This window comes from Collinsella sp. TM04-29 (genome assembly GCF_003466565.1).
In the GTDB taxonomy this organism is placed as follows: Bacteria; Actinomycetota; Coriobacteriia; order Coriobacteriales; family Coriobacteriaceae; genus Collinsella.
The window spans coordinates 793,014-813,419 of the sequence record NZ_QSPW01000001.1; the positions used below are offsets into that span (position 1 = coordinate 793,014).

Sequence of the window (20,406 nt, forward strand, 5' to 3'; positions counted from 1 at the left end):
ATGGCAGACGCTAAGGATTTCCTGTTTGAGATCGGTACGGAGGAAATGCCCTCTGCACCGCTGAATAATGCCGTCAAGCAGCTTGGCACCATGATCGCCAAGGGCCTCGATGAGGCCGGTCTGGCCCATGGCGAGGTCCGCGTGATCTCGAGCCCGCGTCGCCTGGCTGCGCTCGTTGCCGACGTCGCCACCGCGACCGATGAGGTTCACGAGGTCAAGCGTGGCCCTGCGGCCAACATCGCCTTCGACGCTGACGGTAACGCCACCAAGGCCGCCCAGGGCTTCGCCCGCAAGTGCGGTGTGGCTGCCGAGGATCTGGTCCGTCGCGAGGACACCGACGGCCGTGAGTACGTCTTTGCCGAGAAGAATATCCCTTCCGCACCGGCTACGCCGATTCTGACCGCTCTGTGCGAGAAGACCATCGCCGGCCTGCAGTGGCCCAACTACCGCTCTCAGCGCTGGGGCCACGAGCCCGCGACCTTTGTTCGTCCGGTCCGTTGGATCTGCTGCCTTCTGGGCGAGGATGTTGTGCCCGTGTCGTTTGCCGACGTGACGAGTGGCAACACCACGCGTGGCCATCGCGTGCTTGGCCCCGGTGACCATGTGGTCGCCAGCCCCGCTGTTTACGAGCAGGTGCTCGAGGATGCCGGCGTGCTTTCTGCCGAGCGCCGTCGCGAGGCGATTCTCGCCGGTATCGCCGAGGTCGAGGCCGCTCGCCCCGGCTGCCATGTCGATACGCCCAAGAAGGTCTTTGAGGAGGTCATTAACCTCTGCGAGTGGCCGACGGTGCTCGTCGGTACTTTCGACGAGGAGTTCCTCAAGGTCCCGCACGAGATTATCTGCGAGTCCATGCTCACCAACCAGCGCTACTTCCCGATCTATGACGGCGAGGGCAAGCTGACGCGTGAGTTCGTGGTCGTCTCCAACAGCAAGCCCGAGAACGCCGAGCGAGTGATCGACGGTAACGAGCGCGTCGTGCGCGCCCGTCTGGACGACGCTAAGTTCTTCTACGAGGAGGACCTGAAGATCTCCCTCGACGAGTTCCGTGAGCGTCTGTCCAAGGTTGCCTTCCAGGAGAAGCTCGGTAGCGTGCTCGCCAAGTCCGAGCGCATCGAGCAGCTCGCGCTCGCTATCGCCCGCGAGGCTCACCTGGGCGCCCATCTTGCCGCCGACGCTGCTCGCGCCGCACACCTGTGCAAGGCAGACCTGGTGTCCAACGCCGTCGTCGAGTTCACGAGCCAGCAGGGCGTGATGGGCGGTTATTACGCGAACGCGATGGGGGAGAACGACGAGGTCGCCCATGCTATTCGCGATCACTATCGTCCCCGTTTTGCCGGTGACGAGCTGCCCGAGGGCACAGCTGGCTGCATCGTGGCCTGCGCCGACAAGCTCGATACCATCGCCGGTATCTTTGCCATCGGCGAGCCCCCGACCGGCTCCTCCGACCCCTACGCGCTGCGTCGTGCCGCTATCGGCATTATCAACATCCTGCGCGACCGTCTGCCGATCGACCCCACGTCGCTCATCGACTTTGCCCTCGAACTCTACAGTGAGCAGGGCATTGAGTTCGACGCCGCCGAGGTCGCCCAGCAGGTTCGTGACTTCTTCCATGGCCGCCTGGTGAGCATGGCCCGCGACGAAAAGATTCCGGCCGATACCGTCGCCGCCGTCTCCGCGGTGCACATCATCGCCCCGTCCGTCTTCTTCGCCCGCTGCGCCGCCCTCGACGAGGCCCGCAAGAACGACGCTGAGACGTTCGACAACCTGGCGACCGCCTATGCCCGCGCCGCGCATATCTCCAAGCCCGAGCTGGGTGCGGAGTATGACCGCAGCCTGATGGGCGAGGTCGAGCTTGCGCTCGCCGACGCCTCCGAGGCTGCTCAGACCGCCGTCGATGCCGCCCTTGCTGCCGAGGACTACCCGACCGCATTTGCCGCCCTCGCCGCCCTGCGCGCGCCCATCGACCGTTTCTTCGATGAGGTCATGGTCATGGACAAGGACGAGCTGCTTCGCGATAATCGCCTTAAGCTGCTCAACCGCTTCGAGGCCGTTTTCTCCGGCATTGCCAACATCGGTGAGCTTGCCCGCAAAAAGTAAGCCAGCCTGCGCATAAGCGCAAAAGGAGCCCCGCATGGATTGCCCGGTCACCGCTCGTCCCACCGTTATCGTTATCTCCGACTCGCTCGGCGATACCGCTTGTGAGGTGGTGCTTGCGGCGTCCGGGCAATTTGATGAAGGGGCTTTTCGCGTTTTGCGCCTGCCCAAGGTGACCTCCGTTGAGCAGGTCAAGTCATTTGTGGGGCCGCGCGTCGATGCCGACCATCGCGATGTCGCCGTGTTCCATACCATTGTCGATCCGGCGCTTCGCGCCCGCGTGCTCGATTACCTGGGTATGCTGCATATCCGTTCGGTCGACCTGATCGGCCCGACGCTTGCCGTGCTGTCGTCGCTCATCGGTGTGCCGCCCAAGTGCGTTGCGGGCGTGATTCACAAGACCGATGACCGCTATTTCCATCGTATCGAGGCCATGGAGTATTTCGTTGAGCACGATGACGGGCGCGGTTGCGACGATCTGTCGGGTGCCGATATCGTGCTGCTGGGTGTGTCGCGTACATCCAAGACGCCGCTGTCGATGTATTTAGCCTATCAGGGCTACAAGGTCGCCAATGTCCCACTGGCGCATGGCATGGAGCCGCCGAAGTCGATTTACGAGGTTGACCCGATGCGGTTGTTTGGTCTGATCTCGACCGTCGATGTGATTTCCGAAATTCGCGATAGTCGCTTGGGCGATGACTACGCCCGTGCCGTTGCCGGCTCCTATGCCGAGCCCGAGAGTGTGCGCAGCGAGCTTGAGGAAGCCCGTGCCCTCATGAAGCGCCTAGGCTGCTTTGTGGTGCGTACCGATGGCAAGGCCATCGAGGAAAGCGCTGCCGAGATCATTAGCCACTTGGAGGAAATCCAAGATGCCCGTGCCCGCCGCGCCGCCCGCCGAGCCCAGCAAAGCTAGCTTATTGGGGTAGCTAAAAATGCCCGTCTCTAAAAGACTACCTAAAAATAATGCACGATTTTGGTAAAGCGATTTAGCAATAAACTAGCATTTGACCTGCAAGCATCTTGCATTGGTATCTTCATAAGGTAACCAACTTTACCTACCGTTTACCGCCATATTTACCACGTTTACCAACCCCCGCGCCCTCTGCGCAAGCCCGCCCAAAACCCGCCGTATAGTACCCTCACGGCTCGCATTCGGCGGGTCGATTCGTTACCACGGTCGTGCGCGTAAGTGCATGGAAGGGGAAGTATCGTGAGCGATTGCAAGAGGGTTTACCGTTTTGGAACCGACGCCCAGGGCACCTGTGTCACTGAGGGCGACAAATCCATGAACTTCGTGCTTGGCGGCAAAGGCGCAAACCTTGCCGAGATGAGCCGCATCGGTCTGCCGGTTCCCGGTGGCTTTACCATTACCTGCCAGACTTGCGTCGAGTACTCCGGTGCCGGCAATGTGTGGCCCGAGGGCGCACTCGATGAGATCGTTGCCGCTGAGGCGGACCTCGAGGCCCGTTGCGGCAAGAAACTCGGCGATGCCTCCGATCCGCTGCTCGTGTCGGTTCGCTCGGGCGCTCCGTTCTCCATGCCCGGCATGATGGACACGGTCCTCAACCTGGGCCTCAACGACGATTCCGTCCGGGGCCTTATCGCCCAGACGCAAAACCCGCGTTTTGCCTGGGACAGCTACCGTCGCTTTATCCAGATGTTCTCCAACGTCGTCATGGGCGTCGACGCCGACCTATTCGAGAACGCCCTGACCCAGGCCCGCCTGGTCGCCGGCGTTCGTGTCGATTCCGAGCTTTCGGCCGAGGACCTGCAGGAGCTTGTCGAGACGTTCAAGGGTATTTTCTCCGATAACGTCGAGGCGACCCTGTATCCCGAGCTTGAGGTTGCCGACGGCAAGCCCGTCTTCCCGCATGATCCGGAGCTCCAGTTGCGCCTTGCCATCCAGGCCGTCTTTGGCAGCTGGATGAACGAGCGCGCCTGCATCTACCGCAAGCAGCACGGCATTTCCGACGAGCTCGGCACCGCCGTCAACGTCCAGGCCATGGCCTTTGGCAACAAGGGCGAGACCTCTGCGACCGGCGTCGCCTTTACGCGCAACCCGGCCGACGGCACCAAGGAGTTCTATGGCGACTTTTTGGTGAATGCCCAGGGCGAGGACGTCGTCGCCGGCATCCGAAACACCGAGCCCATCGCCGACCTCAAGACCACCTCGGGCCTCGAGTCCGCAGGCGAGGAGCTCGAGCGCGTGTTCCTGACGCTCGAGGATCATTACCGCGATATGTGCGATATCGAGTTTACCATCGAGCAGGGCAAGCTCTGGATGCTCCAGACCCGCGTGGGCAAGCGCACCGCCACTGCCGCCCTGCGCATTGCTATCGAAATGGTCGAGGAGGGCCTCATCACCCGCGAGGAGGCTGTGAGCCGCATCGATCCCGCGCAGCTCGACCAGCTCCTGCACCCGCAGTTCGACGCCTCCAAGAAGTACGAGGCCCTGGCCAGCGGCCTTAACGCCAGCCCTGGTGCCGCCGTGGGCGAGGTCGTGTTCTCGAGTGATGACGCCGTCGCGCGCGCCAACGAGGGCCACAAGGTCATTCTGGTCCGCTGGGAGACCAACCCCGACGACCTGAAGGGCATGGTCGCCGCCGAGGGCATCCTGACCAGCCACGGTGGCAAGACGAGCCATGCCGCCGTTATCGCCCGCGGCATGGGTACGCCCTGCGTTTGCGGCGTTGAGCGCTTCCACATTGACGCGGCAGAGAAGGTCGTGCGCATCGAGGGCAGCGACCGCGTGCTGCGCGAGGGCGATGTCATCTCCATCGACGGCACCCAGGGTATCGTCGTCGACGGCGCGGTTGACCTGGTCTCTGCAGAGCTCACCGGCGACCTGGACACCATCCTGTCTTGGGCCGATGAGATCCGTTTGGACGAGACCGACGGTCACGCCAACCACGTGCGCGTCAACGCCGACAACCCCGAGGATGCCGAGCTCGCGCTCGAGTTTGGCGCCGAGGCCATCGGTCTATGCCGCACCGAGCACATGTTCCTGGGCGATCGCAAGAACATCATCCAGAGCTTTATCCTGTCTGACGATGAGGCCGTGAAGCAGCAGGCCCTGGCCGACTTGCTCAAGGTTCAGACCGAGGACTTCCTGGCGATGTTCAAGACCATGTCCGGTCGCGATGTGGTCGTCCGCCTGCTCGATCCGCCGCTTCATGAGTTCCTTGATAATCCTCGCGAGCTCGAGGTCGCCATCACCAAGAAGGAGGCCGCCGGCGCTCCCGAGGAGGAGCTCACTGCCCTGCGCGCCCGCCTGCGTCGCATCGACGGCATGGTCGAGTCCAACCCCATGCTGGGCTTGCGCGGCGTGCGCCTGTCCGTCGTCTTTGGCGATCTGCCGCTCATGCAGGTTCGCGCCGTCGCCACGGCCGCTGCCCGCCTTATCAAGGAGGGTGTCGACCCGCGCCCCGAGATCATGGTTCCGCTCGTTTCCATCACGGCCGAGCATGTCCAGACCCGCGAGGTCATTGAGCGCGTAATCGCCGAGGTTTCCGCCGAAGAGGGCGTCGGGCTCAATATTCCCGTGGGCACGATGCTCGAGCTGCCGCGTGCCTGCATGGTCGCTGACGAGATCGCCCATCATGCCGACTTCTTCTGCTTTGGCACCAACGACCTCACCCAGACGACCTTTGGCTTCTCGCGCGATGACGCCGAGGCCAAGTTCATCCCGCTGTACATGCATAAAAAGATCCTGAAAGACAACCCCTTCGAGACCATCGACGCGGCGGTGCTGGAGCTCGTGCGCCTGGCCGTCGAGAAGGGCCGCGCCACCAATCCCGACATGCACTTTGGCGTGTGCGGCGAGCACGGCGGCGACCCCAAGTCCATCAAGGGCCTGTTTAACGTGGCCGACGTGGACTACGTGTCCTGCTCGCCCTATCGCGTGCCCCTCGCGCGCCTGGCTGCCGCTCAGGCCAAGCTCGAGGCCAAGCGCAACGCCTAACGTTTTGGGTGTAGACGCCTAGTGTAGCCCCCCTCATGCCGCCCGTCTCATTCGCGAGGCGGGCGGTTATCATGTGCGGGTTTTGTCTTTTTGTCTGCGTAAAAAATTGTTCTTGCAGCAGAAACCCGCGCGTGTATACTCGAATACGTTTGTTCAACTACGTGCCGGCCAAGATGGTACGGCACCTCTAGAAGAGTAAGGAATTGCACATGGATTACATCCGCGCAATCGAGCGTCAGCAGATCCGCGAGGACATTCCTCAGGTTCGCGTCGCCGACAACGTCAAGGTTCACTACCGCATTAAGGAAGGCGACCGCGAGCGCATTCAGGTCTTCCAGGGCGACGTCATCCGCATGGCCGGCGCCGGTGCCCGCGAGACCTTCACCGTCCGCAAGATGTCCTTCGGTGTCGGTGTTGAGCGTACCTTCCCGCTTCACAGCCCCAAGATCGCCAAGCTCGAGGTCGTTCGTCATGGTCGCGTCCGTCGCGCCAAGCTGTACTACCTCCGCGACAAGGTGGGCAAGGCTGCTCGCATCCCCGAGAAGCGCTAAGAAGATCGCAGCGTCTGTCCACTCGTTTGGACACAAGGGTCACCTTCGGGTGGCCCTTCTTTTTATCTGATTTGCATGCAAGGAGGGCCTGGTATGGCCAATATGACGAGCTCGGTTTCGGCATCGCAGGTTGCCGGTGAGTTGGCGAGCGCTACGTTTGAGGAGATCCCCGCCCTCGTGGAGCATTATCGCGAGGACCCGCGCCAGCAGGTGATCAAGGCTTGCGAGCGTGCTCTTAAGCGCCATGCCAAGGAACTTGCCGAGCGCGAGCGCGTCAATGACATGTACGAGCTTATGCATGAGCTTGGCGGCGATGGGGTAGTCGTTGGTGTCGACGAGGTAGGTCGCGGATCGGTGGCCGGTCCTTTGACGGTATGCGCCGTCTGCCTTCCTATGGAGCCGCGCGTCTGGGGCATCAACGATTCCAAAAAGCTCACGCCGGCGCGCCGCGAGTTGCTCTCAGTGAAGATTGCCGAGGTGGCGACGGCAATTGGTTTTTGCCATATCGCGCCTAAGGATATCGATGAGATGGGCATGGCCCGCGCCATTCGAGCCGCTGTCGCGGGCGCCGTGGCCGATACGGGGCTCGAGCCCGATTGCGTGCTTATGGACGGTAACCCCTTGGGCGCCGTTCCCAACGAGCGCGACGTGGTGAAGGGCGATGCCAAGATCGCCTGTATCGCCGCGGCGTCCATCATGGCCAAGGTCACGCGTGATGAGATGATGGTCGAGTACGATGCCGAGTATCCCGAGTACCATTTGGCCGAATCGAAAGGCTACGCAAGCCCCGAGCACATCGAGGCCATTCGCAAACATGGACTTTGTCCACTGCACCGCGTGAGCTTTTGCGGAAACTTTCTGCAGACTGAGCGCCTTTTCTAGGTCAATTGTGGAGACAGGGACCTCAGGGGTTTTATAAACCTGCTGGTAGCGGGCCGTATGCAACACCATTGCTGCGAACGGCCCGTTTTTTGACGGCATTTGGTCAGCTTTTGGTTTGCTTCCGGTACTTACCCGCATGAAAGGTGCCCTCATCATCGGGGCAATGCAGCGTGCGGGAAAGGAGACCCCATGAGTGCCGCAAGCAAAAAGAGCAAGACGCAGCAACTCAAGGAGCGTTGGGAAAACGGCGAGCTCGACTGTGGGGCGATGACGCCCGAGTTAATCAAGGGACTCAGTCCCCGCGAGCTGGGCATGCTGGGCGAGCTGATCACCATCGACTACTTTAACGAGCGCGGCTACACCTTGCTGGAGCAGGGTTATCGTTGCACCGAGGGCGAGGCCGATCTGGTGCTGCTCGATGAGCTCGACGATGTCGTGGTGATGGCCGAGGTCAAGACCAGACGCGTTGCACTGGATTGCAGCACGCGGGTCTTTCCCGAGGAGGCCGTGGACGCTCAAAAGCAACGCCGCTACCGCCGCATCGCAAGTTGCTATCTCATGGAGCATTATCCGCTCAAGGCGATTCGCTTCGATGCCGTGGGTGTCACCATTCGTGGCGGGCATATCGCTGAGATCGAGCATCAGTACAACGCGTTCGATTGGCAGGTGTCGTGATGGCGTTCGAGACGTTTGCCGTTCACGCGGCCTGCATCCGTGGCGTCGAGGCGATTCACGTCACGGTCGAGGTCTCGCTTGCCGGTGGTGTTCCGGGCATCCAAATGCTCGGCATTCCGAGTATGGAGGTGATGGAGTCACGCGGTCGTATTCGCTGCGCGATGCGCTCCGCCGGGTTCGAGATCCCACGCTCGGGCATTACGGTCAACCTAGCGCCCGGCGATATTCGCAAGACCGGTAGCGGCTTTGATCTGCCCATCGCCATCGCGGTTCTGGCGGCCGATGGGCAGATTCCCCGTGACAACCTCGATCGCTGCCTTATCGCCGGCGAGCTCGGCTTGGACGGTACGGTGCTTCCCGTCAAGGGCGAGGTGGCGTTTCAGTTATTGGCGCGTGATATGGGGCTGTCCTTTATCGCCGGCAGGTCCGATCAGCATGTGCCGCTTGCGGGCGTGGATTGCGGATTTATCGATCATTTGTCTCAGCTTGCCCATGGCATGGGCGATGCCGCGCGGCACTACTTGGATTCTGAAGTGCTCGAGGCGACCTTTGAGCCCGAACTCGACTATGCCGACGTACTGGGGCAGGAGGTCGCCAAGCGCGGCATGGCACTGGCGGCAGCGGGTGAGCTTGGTTTGCTTATGATCGGGTCCCCGGGATCGGGCAAGACGATGCTCGCGCGTCGTATGACCGGCATCCTGCCCGAGCTTTCCGTTGAGGATCAACAGGAGGCGCTGTGCATCCATTCGGTTTTGGGTGAGAACATTGATGGTTTGTTGGCGGGGCACCGGCCCTTCCGCAGTCCCCATCACAGTATTTCGACCGCAGGTCTTATCGGCGGTGGGCGCCCGGTGCACCCGGGTGAGATCAGCCTTGCTCATGGCGGCGTGCTCTTTTTGGACGAGCTTGCTGAGTTTCCCACGGGTGTGCTGCAGACGCTGCGTCAGCCCATCGAACGCGGCTATGTGAGGATCGTGCGCGTCGACGGGGCCTTTACCTTCCCGTCGCGCTTTCAGCTGCTGGCTGCGAGCAATCCCTGCCCCTGCGGTTTTTTGGGCGATCGCGAGGTACCGTGTCGCTGCTCAGCGGCGATGGTCGAGCGCTATCGGTCTAAACTGCGCGGTCCTTTGGCCGACCGTATCGACATGATGATCGATGTGATCCGTCCCGACCCCCAAGTGATTATCGAGGGTGCGGAGGGTATGTCGTCTGCCGAGTTACGTGACTACGTTGTGCGCGGTCGCGCTTTTCGCGCCTGGCGCGAATCCCGTATGGACGATGCGGATGCCGAGGCCGAGGATGACGAGACACGGTCCATTGACGGCGTCGTTTCGACCTTTGAGCTCGATGATGCGGCGGAGAAGTGTGTGCTCGGCCTGTCGAAGCGCACACATCTCACGGGTCGCGGCATCGTGCGACTGGTGCGTATCGCGCGTACAATCGCCGACGTCGCCGAGAGCGAGCAAGTGACGCAGGACCACGTGCTCGAGGCAGCGATGTACCAGGGAAGGAGGGACCAATGATGGCCGAGGGGACCTACGAGCTGCATCCAGGTGATGCGTTGTATCCCGAGACCGTTTTGGAGCTTTCTGATGTAACCCAGACGCTCTATGTGCGCGGCAACCCCGAGGTGCTTTCGACGCCCGCGCTCTCCATCATCGGCGCGCGTAAGGCCTCGCCGTATGGTCTTGCCGTGGCAGAGCTTGCGGCAAAGGTGGCGGTCGAGGCGGGAGTGACGGTAGTTTCGGGTGGCGCGGTCGGTTGTGACCAGGCCTCGGGTTGGGCTGCGGTCAACGCCGGCGGCAAACACGTCGTGGTGCTGGGGACGGGCGCCGACGTGGTCTACCCGCGTTCGAGCGCGGGGCTTATTATGCGCACGCTCGATACGGGTGGCGCGGTCGTGTCGATCTCTCCGTGGGGCATGGGTCCGCGCAAGTTTGCCTTTCCGCGCCGCAATCGCGTGATCGCGGCCCTGTCGCAAGCCCTCTTTGTTTCCGAGGCGGGTATGCCTTCCGGGACGTTTTCTACAGCCGAGGCTGCTATGGATTTGGGGCGCGAACTTCTTGCCGTGCCGGGGTCGATCCTATCGCCCGAGTCGCGTGGCACGAATTACCTCATTGCGAACGGTGCCTGCTGCATCATCGACGAGGAATCTATCGAGATGGCTATCTCACGCATCTACGGCACCCTGCGCTACTCGCGCCCCGATGCTCCCGGCATTGCCGACCTGGATCCAACACAGCAGACCGTGATGCATGCGCTCATCGCCTCTCCGCTCAAGGTCGACGACATCGCGGCGCTCGTCTCGCTCGATGCTGTCGGCGTACTCAAACTCTTGGGTTCGCTTGAACTCGAGGGCCTTATCGAGCGCATGATGGATGGAAGGTATGCGCCCTCCAAGTTTGCCCTTCACGCCCAGACGCCCTTCGGTCACAATGGAAAACGTGTCAATTAGAAAGGTGTTTGCAGATGCAGTTCGATCAGGTGACGGTTATCGGTGGCGGTCTGGCGGGTTCGGAATGCGCGATCCAGCTGGCAGACCGCGGTTTTGCCGTTAGGCTGTGCGAGATGCGCCCCCAGGTTAGCTCCCCGGCTCACCATACCGATCACTTGGCAGAGCTCGTCTGCTCCAATTCGTTTAAGTCGACCCGTCCGGATTCCGCGGCTGGTTTGCTGAAGGCCGAGCTTAAGCGCATGGGTTCAGTCCTGCTCGATTGCGCCCATCGCGCGGCTGTTCCCGCCGGCGGTGCCCTGGCGGTCGACCGCGTCAAGTTTTCCGAGCTTGTCGAGGCCGAGGTTGCCGCCCGTCCCAATATCGAGGTCGTGCACGGCGAGGTCACGCAGATTCCCGAGGGCCACGTGGTCATTGCCGCGGGCCCGCTGTGTTCACCGGCGCTGAGCGAAGAGGTCATGAAGCTCGTCGGCGGCGACGCCCTTGCGTTCTTCGATGCCGCGGCGCCGATCGTCGATGCCTCCACGCTCGATATGGACGTGCTGTTCTCGCAGTCGCGCTACGAGGAGCAGGGGAGCGGCGACTATCTCAACGCTCCGCTCAACAAGGAGGAGTACGAGGCCTTTATCGAGGCACTTACCACGGCCGACCGCGTGGTGCTCAAAGACTTTGAGGGCGGCGATCTGTTCCAGGCCTGCCAACCTGCCGAGGAAGTTGCGCGCACCGGCAAGGACGCCATTCGCTTTGGCGCCATGAAGCCCGTCGGCCTCACCGACCCGCGTACCGGACGTCGCCCCTGGGCGGCGATTCAGCTGCGTGCCGAGAACAAGGAGAAGACCGCCTATAACCTGGTGGGCTTCCAGACAAACCTGACCTTTGGCGAGCAGAAGCGCGTCTTCCATATGGTGCCGGGCCTGGGGAACGCTGAGTTCTTCCGCTACGGTGTCATGCATCGCAATACCTTTGTCGACGCCCCGCACGTGCTCGATGGCACCTTTGCCGTGCCCGGTACCGGCGTGCGCCTGGCCGGTCAGATCACCGGCACCGAGGGGTACATGGAAGCCGTGGCGACCGGTCTGCTCGCGGCGCTCAACACCTATGCCGAGGCTATCGGTGTCGCGGGCGTCGAGTTGCCGCGCGTGGGCGCCCTGGGTGCGCTCGTGGGCTATGCGACCGATCCTGCCACCGTGGGCTATCAGCCTATGCATGTCAACTTTGGCCTGGTGCCGCCACTCGAGGATGGTAAGCGCCGCAGCAAGCGCGACCGCTACCAGGCCTATGCGGACCGTGCGCTCGAGGCCCTTGATGCCTATCTGGCCACTCGTCCTGATCTGTTTGGAGGCGACCGGTCATAGCCTTTGACCTGTACGACACCGTCGACTCGTTTATCGCCTATATCTCACGTGTCGAGGGACTTTCTCCCAACACGGTGACGGCCTACGGCTCGAGGCTGGAGCGCTTTGCTGCCTGGTGCGAGCGCGAGGATATCGATGCTTTCGCTGCCGACGTGCGCACCATTCGTCGCTATCTTGCCGAGCTTTCGCGTGAGCAGGTGGCTCCCCGAACGCTTGCGGCGCATCTTTCGGCTATCCGATCGCTCTATCGATGGATGGCTGCCGAGGGGGTCGTGGAGGGCGATGTGGTCTCGGCAATTTCCTCGCCCAAGCTCCCGCGCGATCTACCCGGTGTGCTGACGACCCAACAGGTGGAGGCGCTGCTCAAGACGCCTGATACCTCAACACCCGCGGGACTGCGCGATGCGGCGATGCTCGAGCTGCTCTATGCCTCGGGCGCCCGTATCTCTGAGCTCGCAGCACTCAATGTGGAGTCCATTGCGTGGTCCGAACGCACGCTGCGCCTGTGGGGCAAGGGGAGCAAAGAACGTATCGTCCCTCTGTATCGTCGTGCGCTCGAGGCGACGCGTCTCTATATTGAGGAGGGGCGGCCGGAGTTGCTCGCTCAGGCAAAGCGCCGTGACCCCACTACCGGGCCGCATCCGCTGCTTATATCGGCGCGCGGTAATCACATGAGTGCCGCCATGCTCAGGCGGCGGTTCCATACTCTGGCGACACTCGCCGGCATTCCGGCCGACATCGCCCCGCATGCGATGCGCCATACCTTTGCGACCGACTTGCTCGAGGGCGGTGCGGACCTGCGCTCGGTTCAAGAGCTGCTGGGTCATGCGAGCCTGTCCACGACGCAGATCTACACGCACCTCACGCCCGATCGGCTCAAACGTGCCGTGGCTCAAGCCCATCCCCGAGGCGAATAGTGGCTGGGACGTCCCGCGCCGCACTCAGGTGTGTGGTTTTGATTGCGGGTTGGCACGAAGATGCATTCCTGCTATCATTCATCGGGTTGCTTCACGGCAACATGTTTTTATCACGCACGCGCGGCTACTTCATACCGTGGTGCCCGGGCTTTGGTAGCACATGTCCGGGTTGGTTTTGGAGGATGACCCCGCGCGGAGGCAAACCACAGGAGGTTTAACATGGCTACCAAGATTAATATCCGCACCCTGCTCGAGGCCGGCTGCCACTTCGGTCACCAGACCCGTCGCTGGAACCCCAAGATGAAGCCGTTCATCTTCGGTGAGCGCAACGGCATCTACATCCTCGACCTCAAGCAGGCCATCCTCGACGCCGACCAGGCCTACACCTTCGTCAAGAACGTCGCCAAGGGTGGCAACGTGCTGTTCGTCGGCACCAAGAAGCAGGCTCAGGAGGCCGTCAAGAACGCTGCTGAGCGCGCTAATATGCCCTACATCAACCAGCGTTGGCTTGGCGGTATGCTGACCAACTTCGTCACCATCCGCTCCCGCATCAACCGCATGGAGGAGCTCGAGGCCATGGTCGAGGACGGCCGCATGGCAGTGCTCCCCAAGAAGGAGCAGGCTGTGCTCGGCAAGGAGCTCACCAAGCTCCAGACCAACCTCGGTGGCGCCCGCGACATGAAGGGTCTGCCCCAGGCTCTCTTCGTCATCGACACTAAGCGCGAGGAGAACGCCATCAAGGAGGCTCAGCGCCTGAACATCCCCGTCGTCGCTCTGATCGACACCAACTCCGATCCCGACGAGGTCGAGTACGGCATCCCCTGCAACGATGACGCTATCTCCGCTGTCACCCTTATGTGCGAGCTCATGGCTGACGCCTGCCTCGCTGGCTCCGGTAAGGAGCAGGTCTCCGAGGCCGAGATGGCCGCTGAGCCCAAGGCCGAGTAAATCAGTCTTAGTTAATTCTTTTTCATCTCTTTGAAAGGAACCACAATGGCCCAGATTACCGCCGCTATGGTCAAGCAGCTCCGCGAGATGACCGACTCCCCGATGATGGAGTGCAAGAAGGCTCTCGTCGAGGCTGACGGCGACATGGACGCCGCTGTCGACGTTCTGCGTAAGAACGGCCTTGCCAAGGCTGCCAAGAAGGCTGGCCGTGAGACCAACGAGGGCGCTGTCGCCGCGTTCGTCTCCGAGGATGGCAAGACCGGCGCTCTGCTCGAGCTCTCCTGCGAGACCGACTTCGTTGGCTCCAACGCCAAGTTCACCGGCTTTGCTTCTAAGGTCGCTGAGGTTGTCGCTACCACCGAGCCTGCTGACGTCGACGCTCTGCTCGAGAAGCCGATGGGCGAGGAGACCGTTTCCTCCGAGCTCACCGAGATGATTCACATCATGGGCGAGAACATGAAGATCTCCCGCTTCGCTGCCCGCAAGGCCGAGAACGGCGCGCTCGCTTCTTACATCCACATGGGTGGTAAGATCGGCGTCCTCGTCGAGTTCGCCTTCGAGAAGGCCGAGACCGCTCAGGCTGAGTCCTTCAAGACCTTCGCTCACGACGTTGCCCTTCAGGTTGCCGCCGTCGCCCCGATCTGCGCTACCCGCGATCAGGTTCCGGCCGAGACCGTCGAGCACGAGAAGCAGATCTACATGGCCCAGGCTGCCGAGTCCGGCAAGCCCGAGGCTATCCAGGAGAAGATGGCTGTTGGCCGTCTGGAGAAGTTCTACAAGCAGTCCGTGCTCACCGAGCAGGAGTTCATCAAGGACAGCTCCCTCACCATCAAGAAGTACGCTGAGCAGGTCTCCAAGGAGCTCGGCGACACCATTACCGTCGTTGCCTTTGACCGTCTGGTCCGTGGCGAGTAAATAAGCTCTTGTAGCTGGTAATGAGCAGGCTGTGGGTTTTACTCACAGCCTGCTTTTTCATGGCTCTTATCAGAGCCTTTGATATCATATTGAGAGTCTAATTAAAGGAGGATCGCTTTGTCCGACATCCGATATAAACGCGTGCTTCTTAAGCTTTCCGGCGAAGCACTGATGGGCGACGGCCAATATGGCATTGACCCCAAGGTTACCGACCATCTTGCCAAGCAGGTCAAGGAGCTGCTCGCCGTTGGCCATGAGGTCGGCGTCGTTGTCGGCGGCGGCAATATTTTCCGCGGCATGGCAGGCGCTGCCGGTGGCATGGAGCGTGCTCAGGCCGACTACATGGGCATGCTGGCAACCGTTATGAACGCGCTCGCCCTGCAGGATGCCTTCGAGCATAACGATGTTCCCTGCCGCGTGATGAGCGCTATCCAGATGAACGAGATCTGCGAGCCCTATATTCGCCGTCGCGCTATCAACCACCTTTCCAAGGGCAACGTTGTTATTTTTGCCGCCGGTTCGGGTAATCCGTACTTTACGACCGACACCGCCGCGGCTCTTCGTGCGTGCGAGATCGGCGCCGAGATTCTGATTAAAGCCACCAAGGTTGACGGCATCTACGACAAGGATCCCGTCAAGTGCGCCGATGCCGTCCGTTTTGACAAGATTACTTATCACGAGGTTCTCGTTCGCGGCCTGCAGGTTATGGATTCCACAGCTACGGCCCTGTGCCAGGATAACCGTATGCCTATTTTGGTCCTCAACATCGATGGCGAGGACACCGTCAAACGCGCGCTCGCGGGTGAGCCCGTCGGCACGCTCGTCTATCAGGAGGATTAAGCATGGCAGAGAACATCACCGCCCATATGGACAAGTCGCTCGAGTCCCTCAAGCATAACTTCTCCAAGGTCCGTACCGGTCGCGCCAACGCCAACATTCTGTCCGACATCACCGTCGATTATTACGGTGTCCCCACGCCGGTCACGCAGGTTGCCGCCGTCAAGACCCCCGAGGCTCACATGCTGCTCATCGAGCCGTGGGACAAGGCCCTCATCAACGCTATCGTCAAGGCCATCGGCGCTTCCGATCTGGGTATTACCCCCAACTCCGATGGCACCGTCGTTCGTCTTCCGTTCCCGGCTCCCACTGAGGAGCGCCGTCGCGAGCTTGTCAAGGAGTGCCGCGAGTACGCCGAGCAGGCCAAGGTGTCTATCCGTAACATCCGTCGCGACTTCAACAACAAGCTCGAGCGCGATGAGGAGCTCACCGAGGACGATGTCCGTCGCGAGCAGGCCAAGGTCCAGAAGCACACCGATGAGTATGTCGCCAAGGTTGAGGAGCTTCTGAAGGAAAAAGAAGCCGAGGTCATGGAGATCTAAGGTGCAATACGACGAGCATAAACTGGTCGAGTACTTTGCCGACGCCCCTGTGGGCGTCGGTTTTTCCGACCTTGACCTCAATAACATTCCGCACCATATCTCGTGCATCATGGACGGCAACGGTCGTTGGGCCACATCGCGCGGTCTTGCACGCACCGAGGGCCACAAGGCGGGTATCGTCTCCCTTCGCGAGATTATTACCGCCTGCGTGCGTCTGGGCGTCGACGTGCTTTCGGCCTATGCGTTTTCTACCGAAAACTGGAACCGCCCGCAGCATGAGGTCAACGTCTTGATGCACCTGTTTGCCAAGACGTTTATCGACGAGCTGCCGCTTCTGAAGCGCGAAAACGTGCGCGTTGTCTTTTTGGGCGACATTTCCGCGCTGCCCAAGAAGACCCGCGACGTTTTTGAACGCGGTCTTGCCGAGTGCGCCGATCACACCGGTATGACGCTGGCGCTTGCCGTCAACTACGGCGCGCGTGCCGAGATTACCCGCGCTGTCCGTCAGATTGCACTCGACGCTGCCGCCGGTAAGATCGATCCTGCCGCAATTGATGACGACATGGTGGCTTCCCACCTCTATACCGCCGGCCTTCCCGATCCTGAGCTTGTGATTCGCACCTCTGGTGAGCTGCGCCTTTCGAACTATCTGCTGTGGCAGGTGGCTTATTCCGAATTCTACGTCACCGATACCTATTGGCCCGACTTTGATCGTTGGGGCCTTGTCGACGCCATTTTGGCCTATCAGGGCCGTGACCGTAGGTTTGGTGGTCTGAGCAAGACCGAGGAGGCTTAATCGTGTCCGATCGTCCCAAGGCATCTGCTCCCAAGACGCCTGTGCGCAAAGCTGCCACTGCGGGAGCGCCTGCAGCGAAGAGCGGCACCGGTTCGTGGCTGGCGGGCTTTATTACCCGTGCCGCCGCCGGTATCGTCTATGCCGTTGTCTTTATCCTGTGCCTGGTTTTGGGTATCGTGCCCACGGCCATCTTTGTTTCTGTCATGAGCGGTCTGTGCTGCTATGAGTTTTTCCGTATGACAAGGCTCGATGGCAAGATGGCTAACGAGCGCATGGGTATCGCTGCCGCCGTACTCTTTCCGCTGTCGGCGTTGGGCGATTCGATGTTGCTGAATGCCCTGCTTTTTGCCTTGATGCTCGCTGTGGGCATTTGGTATGTCTGGTCGCCGCGTACCCGCATCTCTGATGTGGCCGTGACGCTCATGGGTCCCATCTACACTGGCTTTATGCTGTCGGCTATCGTGCTGCTGCGCGATGCCGTGCCCGGTTTTGCCGGCGCCCTGCTTTCAGTGGGCGTTTGCGCGTCCCTTTGGGTCTCCGATTCGTTTGCCTACATCGTGGGCAGCCGTATCGGCAAGCACAAGATGGTTCCCAAGATCTCTCCCAAAAAGAGCTGGGAGGGGTTTGCCGGCGGCATCTTGGGCTCGGTTTTGATTTGGCTCATCCTGTGGGCGACGCACTTCTACAAGCTCAGCCTGCCCTATGCGCTGCTGTGCGGCGTGGTCGTGTCCATTCTGGGCGTTATCGGCGACCTTATCGAGTCGCGCATCAAGCGCGGTGTGGGCGTCAAAGATTCCGGCAACCTTATCCCGGGCCACGGCGGAATGCTCGATCGTAGCGATTCGCTTATCTTCGGCTGCATCACCGCGCAGCTGTTGCTGATGATCGGAGGCGTGCTGTAATGTCCTTCCAGACGACGTATGGCTCCGATGGACGTCTCCGCGTTGCCATCCTGGGCTGTACAGGCTCTATCGGCACCCAGGCGCTCGATGTGTGCCGCCAGCATGCCGATCGCCTGCAGGTGACGGCGCTGTCCGTTAACTCCAGTACCTCTGAGCTCGTTGCCACTGCCCGTGAGTTCTCGGTTCCGGCGGTTGCCGTGGCCGATGCCGCTCATGTCGATGACGCCGTGCTGCAGGAGTTGCCCGAGGGAACGAAGCTCGGCGTTGGCGCGCAGGCGGTTTGCGAGCTCGCGCGTCGCGACGATGTCGACTGCGTGCTCGTCGCTATTGTGGGCGCCGCCGGTCTCGAGGCGAGCCATGCGGCCTTGACCTCGAATAAGCGCCTTGCCCTTGCCAACAAGGAGTCCCTCGTCGTCGGTGGCGACTTGCTTATGCCGTTGGCACAACCGGGCCAGCTTATTCCGGTCGACTCTGAGCATTCCGCCATCTACCAGTGCTATCTGGGGGAGAACCCGCGCGAGGCCCACTGCATTTGGCTCACCTGCTCGGGCGGTCCGTTCTTTGGCCGCACGCGCGACGAGCTCGATCGCGTGACGCGTGCCGATGCCCTCGCGCATCCCACGTGGGCCATGGGTGCCAAGATCACCATTGACTCAGCCACCCTCATGAACAAGGGCCTGGAGCGCATTGAGGCCATGCATCTGTTTAACTGCGACCTCGATTTCATTAACGTGGTCGTGCAGCGTCAGTCCAAGATTCACTCTATGGTCGAGTTCGCCGACGGCTCCGTGATGGCGCATCTCGGTGCATCCGACATGCGTATTCCCATCCAGTTCGCGTTCTCGTATCCCGAGCGTTGGGATACCCCGGCGCCTCGTATCGATTTCCGCGAGCTGGGGCAGCTCACGTTTGATGCTGCCGACATGGATACCTTCCGCTGTCTGGCACTGGCCGAGCGTGCCGGCAAGACGGGCGGCACCATGCCGTGCGTGCTCAATGCCGCCAACGAGGTTGCCGTCGATGCCTTCCTGCACGATGGCTGCAGCTTTACCGATATCGATCGCATTGTGGAATCCTGCATGGACGCCCACGATATGCAGGCGGTCGATTCGTTTGAGCAGCTTCGCGACATCGATGCGTGGGCGCGTGAAAAGGCTGCGCAGGTGCTCGCCGCAACCCGTTCCTAACCCATAAGGATTGCTTTTTCGTTTTATGGATACTGTTCTGAGCGTTCTCTCATCGGTCTTTTGGGGCCTGCTGGTGCTTTCCGTCCTCGTGTTTTTGCACGAGGGCGGCCACTTTTTGGCGGCGCGTGCCTGCGGCGTCCGTGTGACCGAGTTCTTTTTGGGTCTGCCGTGCCGCTTTGACATCCATTACACGTCGCGTCGCATTGGAACCAAGTTTGGCGTGACCCCGCTGCTGCTGGGTGGCTACGCTGCCATCTGCGGTATGGATCCGACCGATGTTTCGTGCGCCGATCGCGTGCTCGCGGCTATCTATCGTCATGGTCGCGTGACCGTGGCCGACCTTGCTGTCGAGCTCGAGCTTTCCGAGGAGGTTGTGCTCGAGGCATGCGCCCTTTTGCTGGGCTGGGGCTCCATCGCGCCCTGGTATGAGGAAGGGGAGAAGCCCTCGCCGAGCTACTATCCCACCAAATATCAGACGTTGCCGCGAGACACGGCAGGCTATACCACCTTTGATGGTCGCCGTTTCGATCGCGAACATGCGACTGCCGAGGGCGATGTGTGGGAGCTGCCGTTCGGCGAGGCCGAGTTCCTTGCGCAAGAGCGCTCGCACACCTATTTGGGCCAGGGCTTTGTCAAGCGTGCCTTTATGCTGCTTGCGGGCATTATCGTCAATATCCTGACGGGTTTTTTGCTCCTTATGAGCATCTATTCCATCGCAGGTGTCACCGTGCCGGTGGATACCAATGTGATTGGCCAGGTTGACGAAGGCTCGATTGCCGCCTCGGCGGGAATCGAGGGCGGCGACGCGATTCTTTCGGTCGACGGAGTATCGTGCTCTACCTGGATGGACGTTTACGATGCCATCGGCAAGGCTGCCGGTAAGGACGATATCGCCATTGAGTACGAGCGTGACGGCAAGCAGCATTCGACCACGGTTGCGCTCAAAGAGGACGATCGCCTAGGTGTGTATGCCTCTACGCAGGTGGTCCGTTTAGACCCCATCACGTCGGCTCGCCTGTCGTTCTCCTATGTTGTGCAGACAGCGGAGGGCGTGATGCGCCTGCTCCAGCCGCAGCATACGATGGAGATTCTCGATCAGTCCTCTTCGATCGTGGGTATTAGCGTTATGTCCTCACAGGCTGCTGCTGCCGGCCCTGCCACGTTCCTTTCGTTTGCCGCCCTCATTTCATTCTCGCTTGGCTTTATGAACCTGCTGCCCATCCCGCCACTCGATGGCGGCAAGCTAGTCATCGAGATCATTCAGAAGATTGCGGGCCGCGAGCTTCCGCTCAAGGTCCAGACGATTGTGAGCTATGTGGGCATCGCGCTCTTTGCGCTGCTGTTTGTCTATATGCTTCGTTCCGACATCCTTCGATTTATTCTGTAGGGGAG

Annotated in this window: 18 protein-coding genes; all 18 read left to right on the forward strand. The window is 61.1% G+C overall.

What is annotated here, in order from left to right; translation table 11 throughout:
* The 18 genes from glyS to DXD39_RS03660 all read left to right on the forward strand — a co-directional run bounded on the left by glyS (position 1) and on the right by DXD39_RS03660 (position 20,401).
* A complete protein-coding gene (gene glyS, locus DXD39_RS03575; protein WP_117803145.1) occupies positions 1-2,097 on the forward strand; it encodes a glycine--tRNA ligase subunit beta in 2,097 nt (698 codons plus the stop codon).
* 34 nt (positions 2,098-2,131) lie between these two features.
* A complete protein-coding gene (locus DXD39_RS03580) occupies positions 2,132-3,007 on the forward strand; it encodes a pyruvate, water dikinase regulatory protein (protein ID WP_117803146.1) in 876 nt (291 codons plus the stop codon).
* A gap of 297 nt (positions 3,008-3,304) precedes the next feature.
* The gene (ppdK, locus tag DXD39_RS03585) at positions 3,305-6,055 is read left to right on the forward strand and encodes a pyruvate, phosphate dikinase (protein WP_117803147.1); all 2,751 of its coding nucleotides are present in this window, start codon (positions 3,305-3,307) and stop codon (positions 6,053-6,055) included.
* A 209-nt stretch (positions 6,056-6,264) separates the two neighbouring features.
* The gene (gene rplS, locus DXD39_RS03590; RefSeq protein WP_006236098.1) at positions 6,265-6,606 is read left to right on the forward strand and encodes a 50S ribosomal protein L19; all 342 of its coding nucleotides are present in this window, start codon (positions 6,265-6,267) and stop codon (positions 6,604-6,606) included.
* A 93-nt stretch (positions 6,607-6,699) separates the two neighbouring features.
* Positions 6,700-7,488, forward strand: a complete 789-nt coding sequence (locus DXD39_RS03595; protein WP_117639929.1) for a ribonuclease HII — start codon at positions 6,700-6,702, stop codon at positions 7,486-7,488.
* Positions 7,489-7,677: 189 nt separating this feature from the next.
* Complete coding sequence (locus tag DXD39_RS03600; protein ID WP_117735157.1) at positions 7,678-8,163, forward strand: YraN family protein; 486 nt, start codon at positions 7,678-7,680, stop codon at positions 8,161-8,163.
* The gene (locus DXD39_RS03605) at positions 8,163-9,686 is read left to right on the forward strand and encodes a YifB family Mg chelatase-like AAA ATPase (protein ID WP_117803148.1); all 1,524 of its coding nucleotides are present in this window, start codon (positions 8,163-8,165) and stop codon (positions 9,684-9,686) included. Before DXD39_RS03600 ends, DXD39_RS03605 begins: the two co-directional genes overlap by 1 nt.
* On the forward strand, positions 9,686-10,618 hold the full coding sequence (locus tag DXD39_RS03610) for a DNA-processing protein DprA (protein WP_117803406.1): 933 nt from the start codon (positions 9,686-9,688) through the stop codon (positions 10,616-10,618). The genes DXD39_RS03605 and DXD39_RS03610 overlap by 1 nt, the downstream gene beginning before the upstream one ends.
* Positions 10,619-10,632: 14 nt before the next feature.
* Positions 10,633-11,970: a methylenetetrahydrofolate--tRNA-(uracil(54)-C(5))-methyltransferase (FADH(2)-oxidizing) TrmFO gene (trmFO, locus tag DXD39_RS03615; protein ID WP_117803149.1), complete on the forward strand. Its 1,338-nt coding sequence runs from the start codon at positions 10,633-10,635 to the stop codon at positions 11,968-11,970.
* 8 nt (positions 11,971-11,978) lie between these two features.
* Complete coding sequence (locus DXD39_RS03620; protein ID WP_369832331.1) at positions 11,979-12,887, forward strand: tyrosine recombinase; 909 nt, start codon at positions 11,979-11,981, stop codon at positions 12,885-12,887.
* A gap of 219 nt (positions 12,888-13,106) precedes the next feature.
* Complete coding sequence (rpsB, locus tag DXD39_RS03625; RefSeq protein WP_117803151.1) at positions 13,107-13,835, forward strand: 30S ribosomal protein S2; 729 nt, start codon at positions 13,107-13,109, stop codon at positions 13,833-13,835.
* Positions 13,836-13,880: 45 nt separating this feature from the next.
* The gene (gene tsf, locus DXD39_RS03630; protein WP_022094736.1) at positions 13,881-14,750 is read left to right on the forward strand and encodes a translation elongation factor Ts; all 870 of its coding nucleotides are present in this window, start codon (positions 13,881-13,883) and stop codon (positions 14,748-14,750) included.
* A 117-nt stretch (positions 14,751-14,867) separates the two neighbouring features.
* Entirely contained in the window at positions 14,868-15,590 is a 723-nt protein-coding gene (gene pyrH, locus DXD39_RS03635) for a UMP kinase (RefSeq protein ID WP_040359955.1), read from the forward strand.
* A gap of 2 nt (positions 15,591-15,592) precedes the next feature.
* On the forward strand, positions 15,593-16,129 hold the full coding sequence (frr, locus tag DXD39_RS03640) for a ribosome recycling factor (protein WP_006236112.1): 537 nt from the start codon (positions 15,593-15,595) through the stop codon (positions 16,127-16,129).
* 1 nt (position 16,130) lies between these two features.
* Positions 16,131-16,925, forward strand: a complete 795-nt coding sequence (locus tag DXD39_RS03645) for an isoprenyl transferase (protein WP_117803152.1) — start codon at positions 16,131-16,133, stop codon at positions 16,923-16,925.
* A 2-nt stretch (positions 16,926-16,927) separates the two neighbouring features.
* The gene (locus tag DXD39_RS03650; RefSeq protein WP_231500749.1) at positions 16,928-17,827 is read left to right on the forward strand and encodes a phosphatidate cytidylyltransferase; all 900 of its coding nucleotides are present in this window, start codon (positions 16,928-16,930) and stop codon (positions 17,825-17,827) included.
* Positions 17,827-19,014: a 1-deoxy-D-xylulose-5-phosphate reductoisomerase gene (dxr, locus tag DXD39_RS03655; protein WP_117803153.1), complete on the forward strand. Its 1,188-nt coding sequence runs from the start codon at positions 17,827-17,829 to the stop codon at positions 19,012-19,014. Before DXD39_RS03650 ends, dxr begins: the two co-directional genes overlap by 1 nt.
* Positions 19,015-19,039: 25 nt before the next feature.
* A complete protein-coding gene (locus DXD39_RS03660; RefSeq protein WP_117803154.1) occupies positions 19,040-20,401 on the forward strand; it encodes an RIP metalloprotease in 1,362 nt (453 codons plus the stop codon).
* The last annotated feature ends 5 nt before the right edge of the window (positions 20,402-20,406 follow it).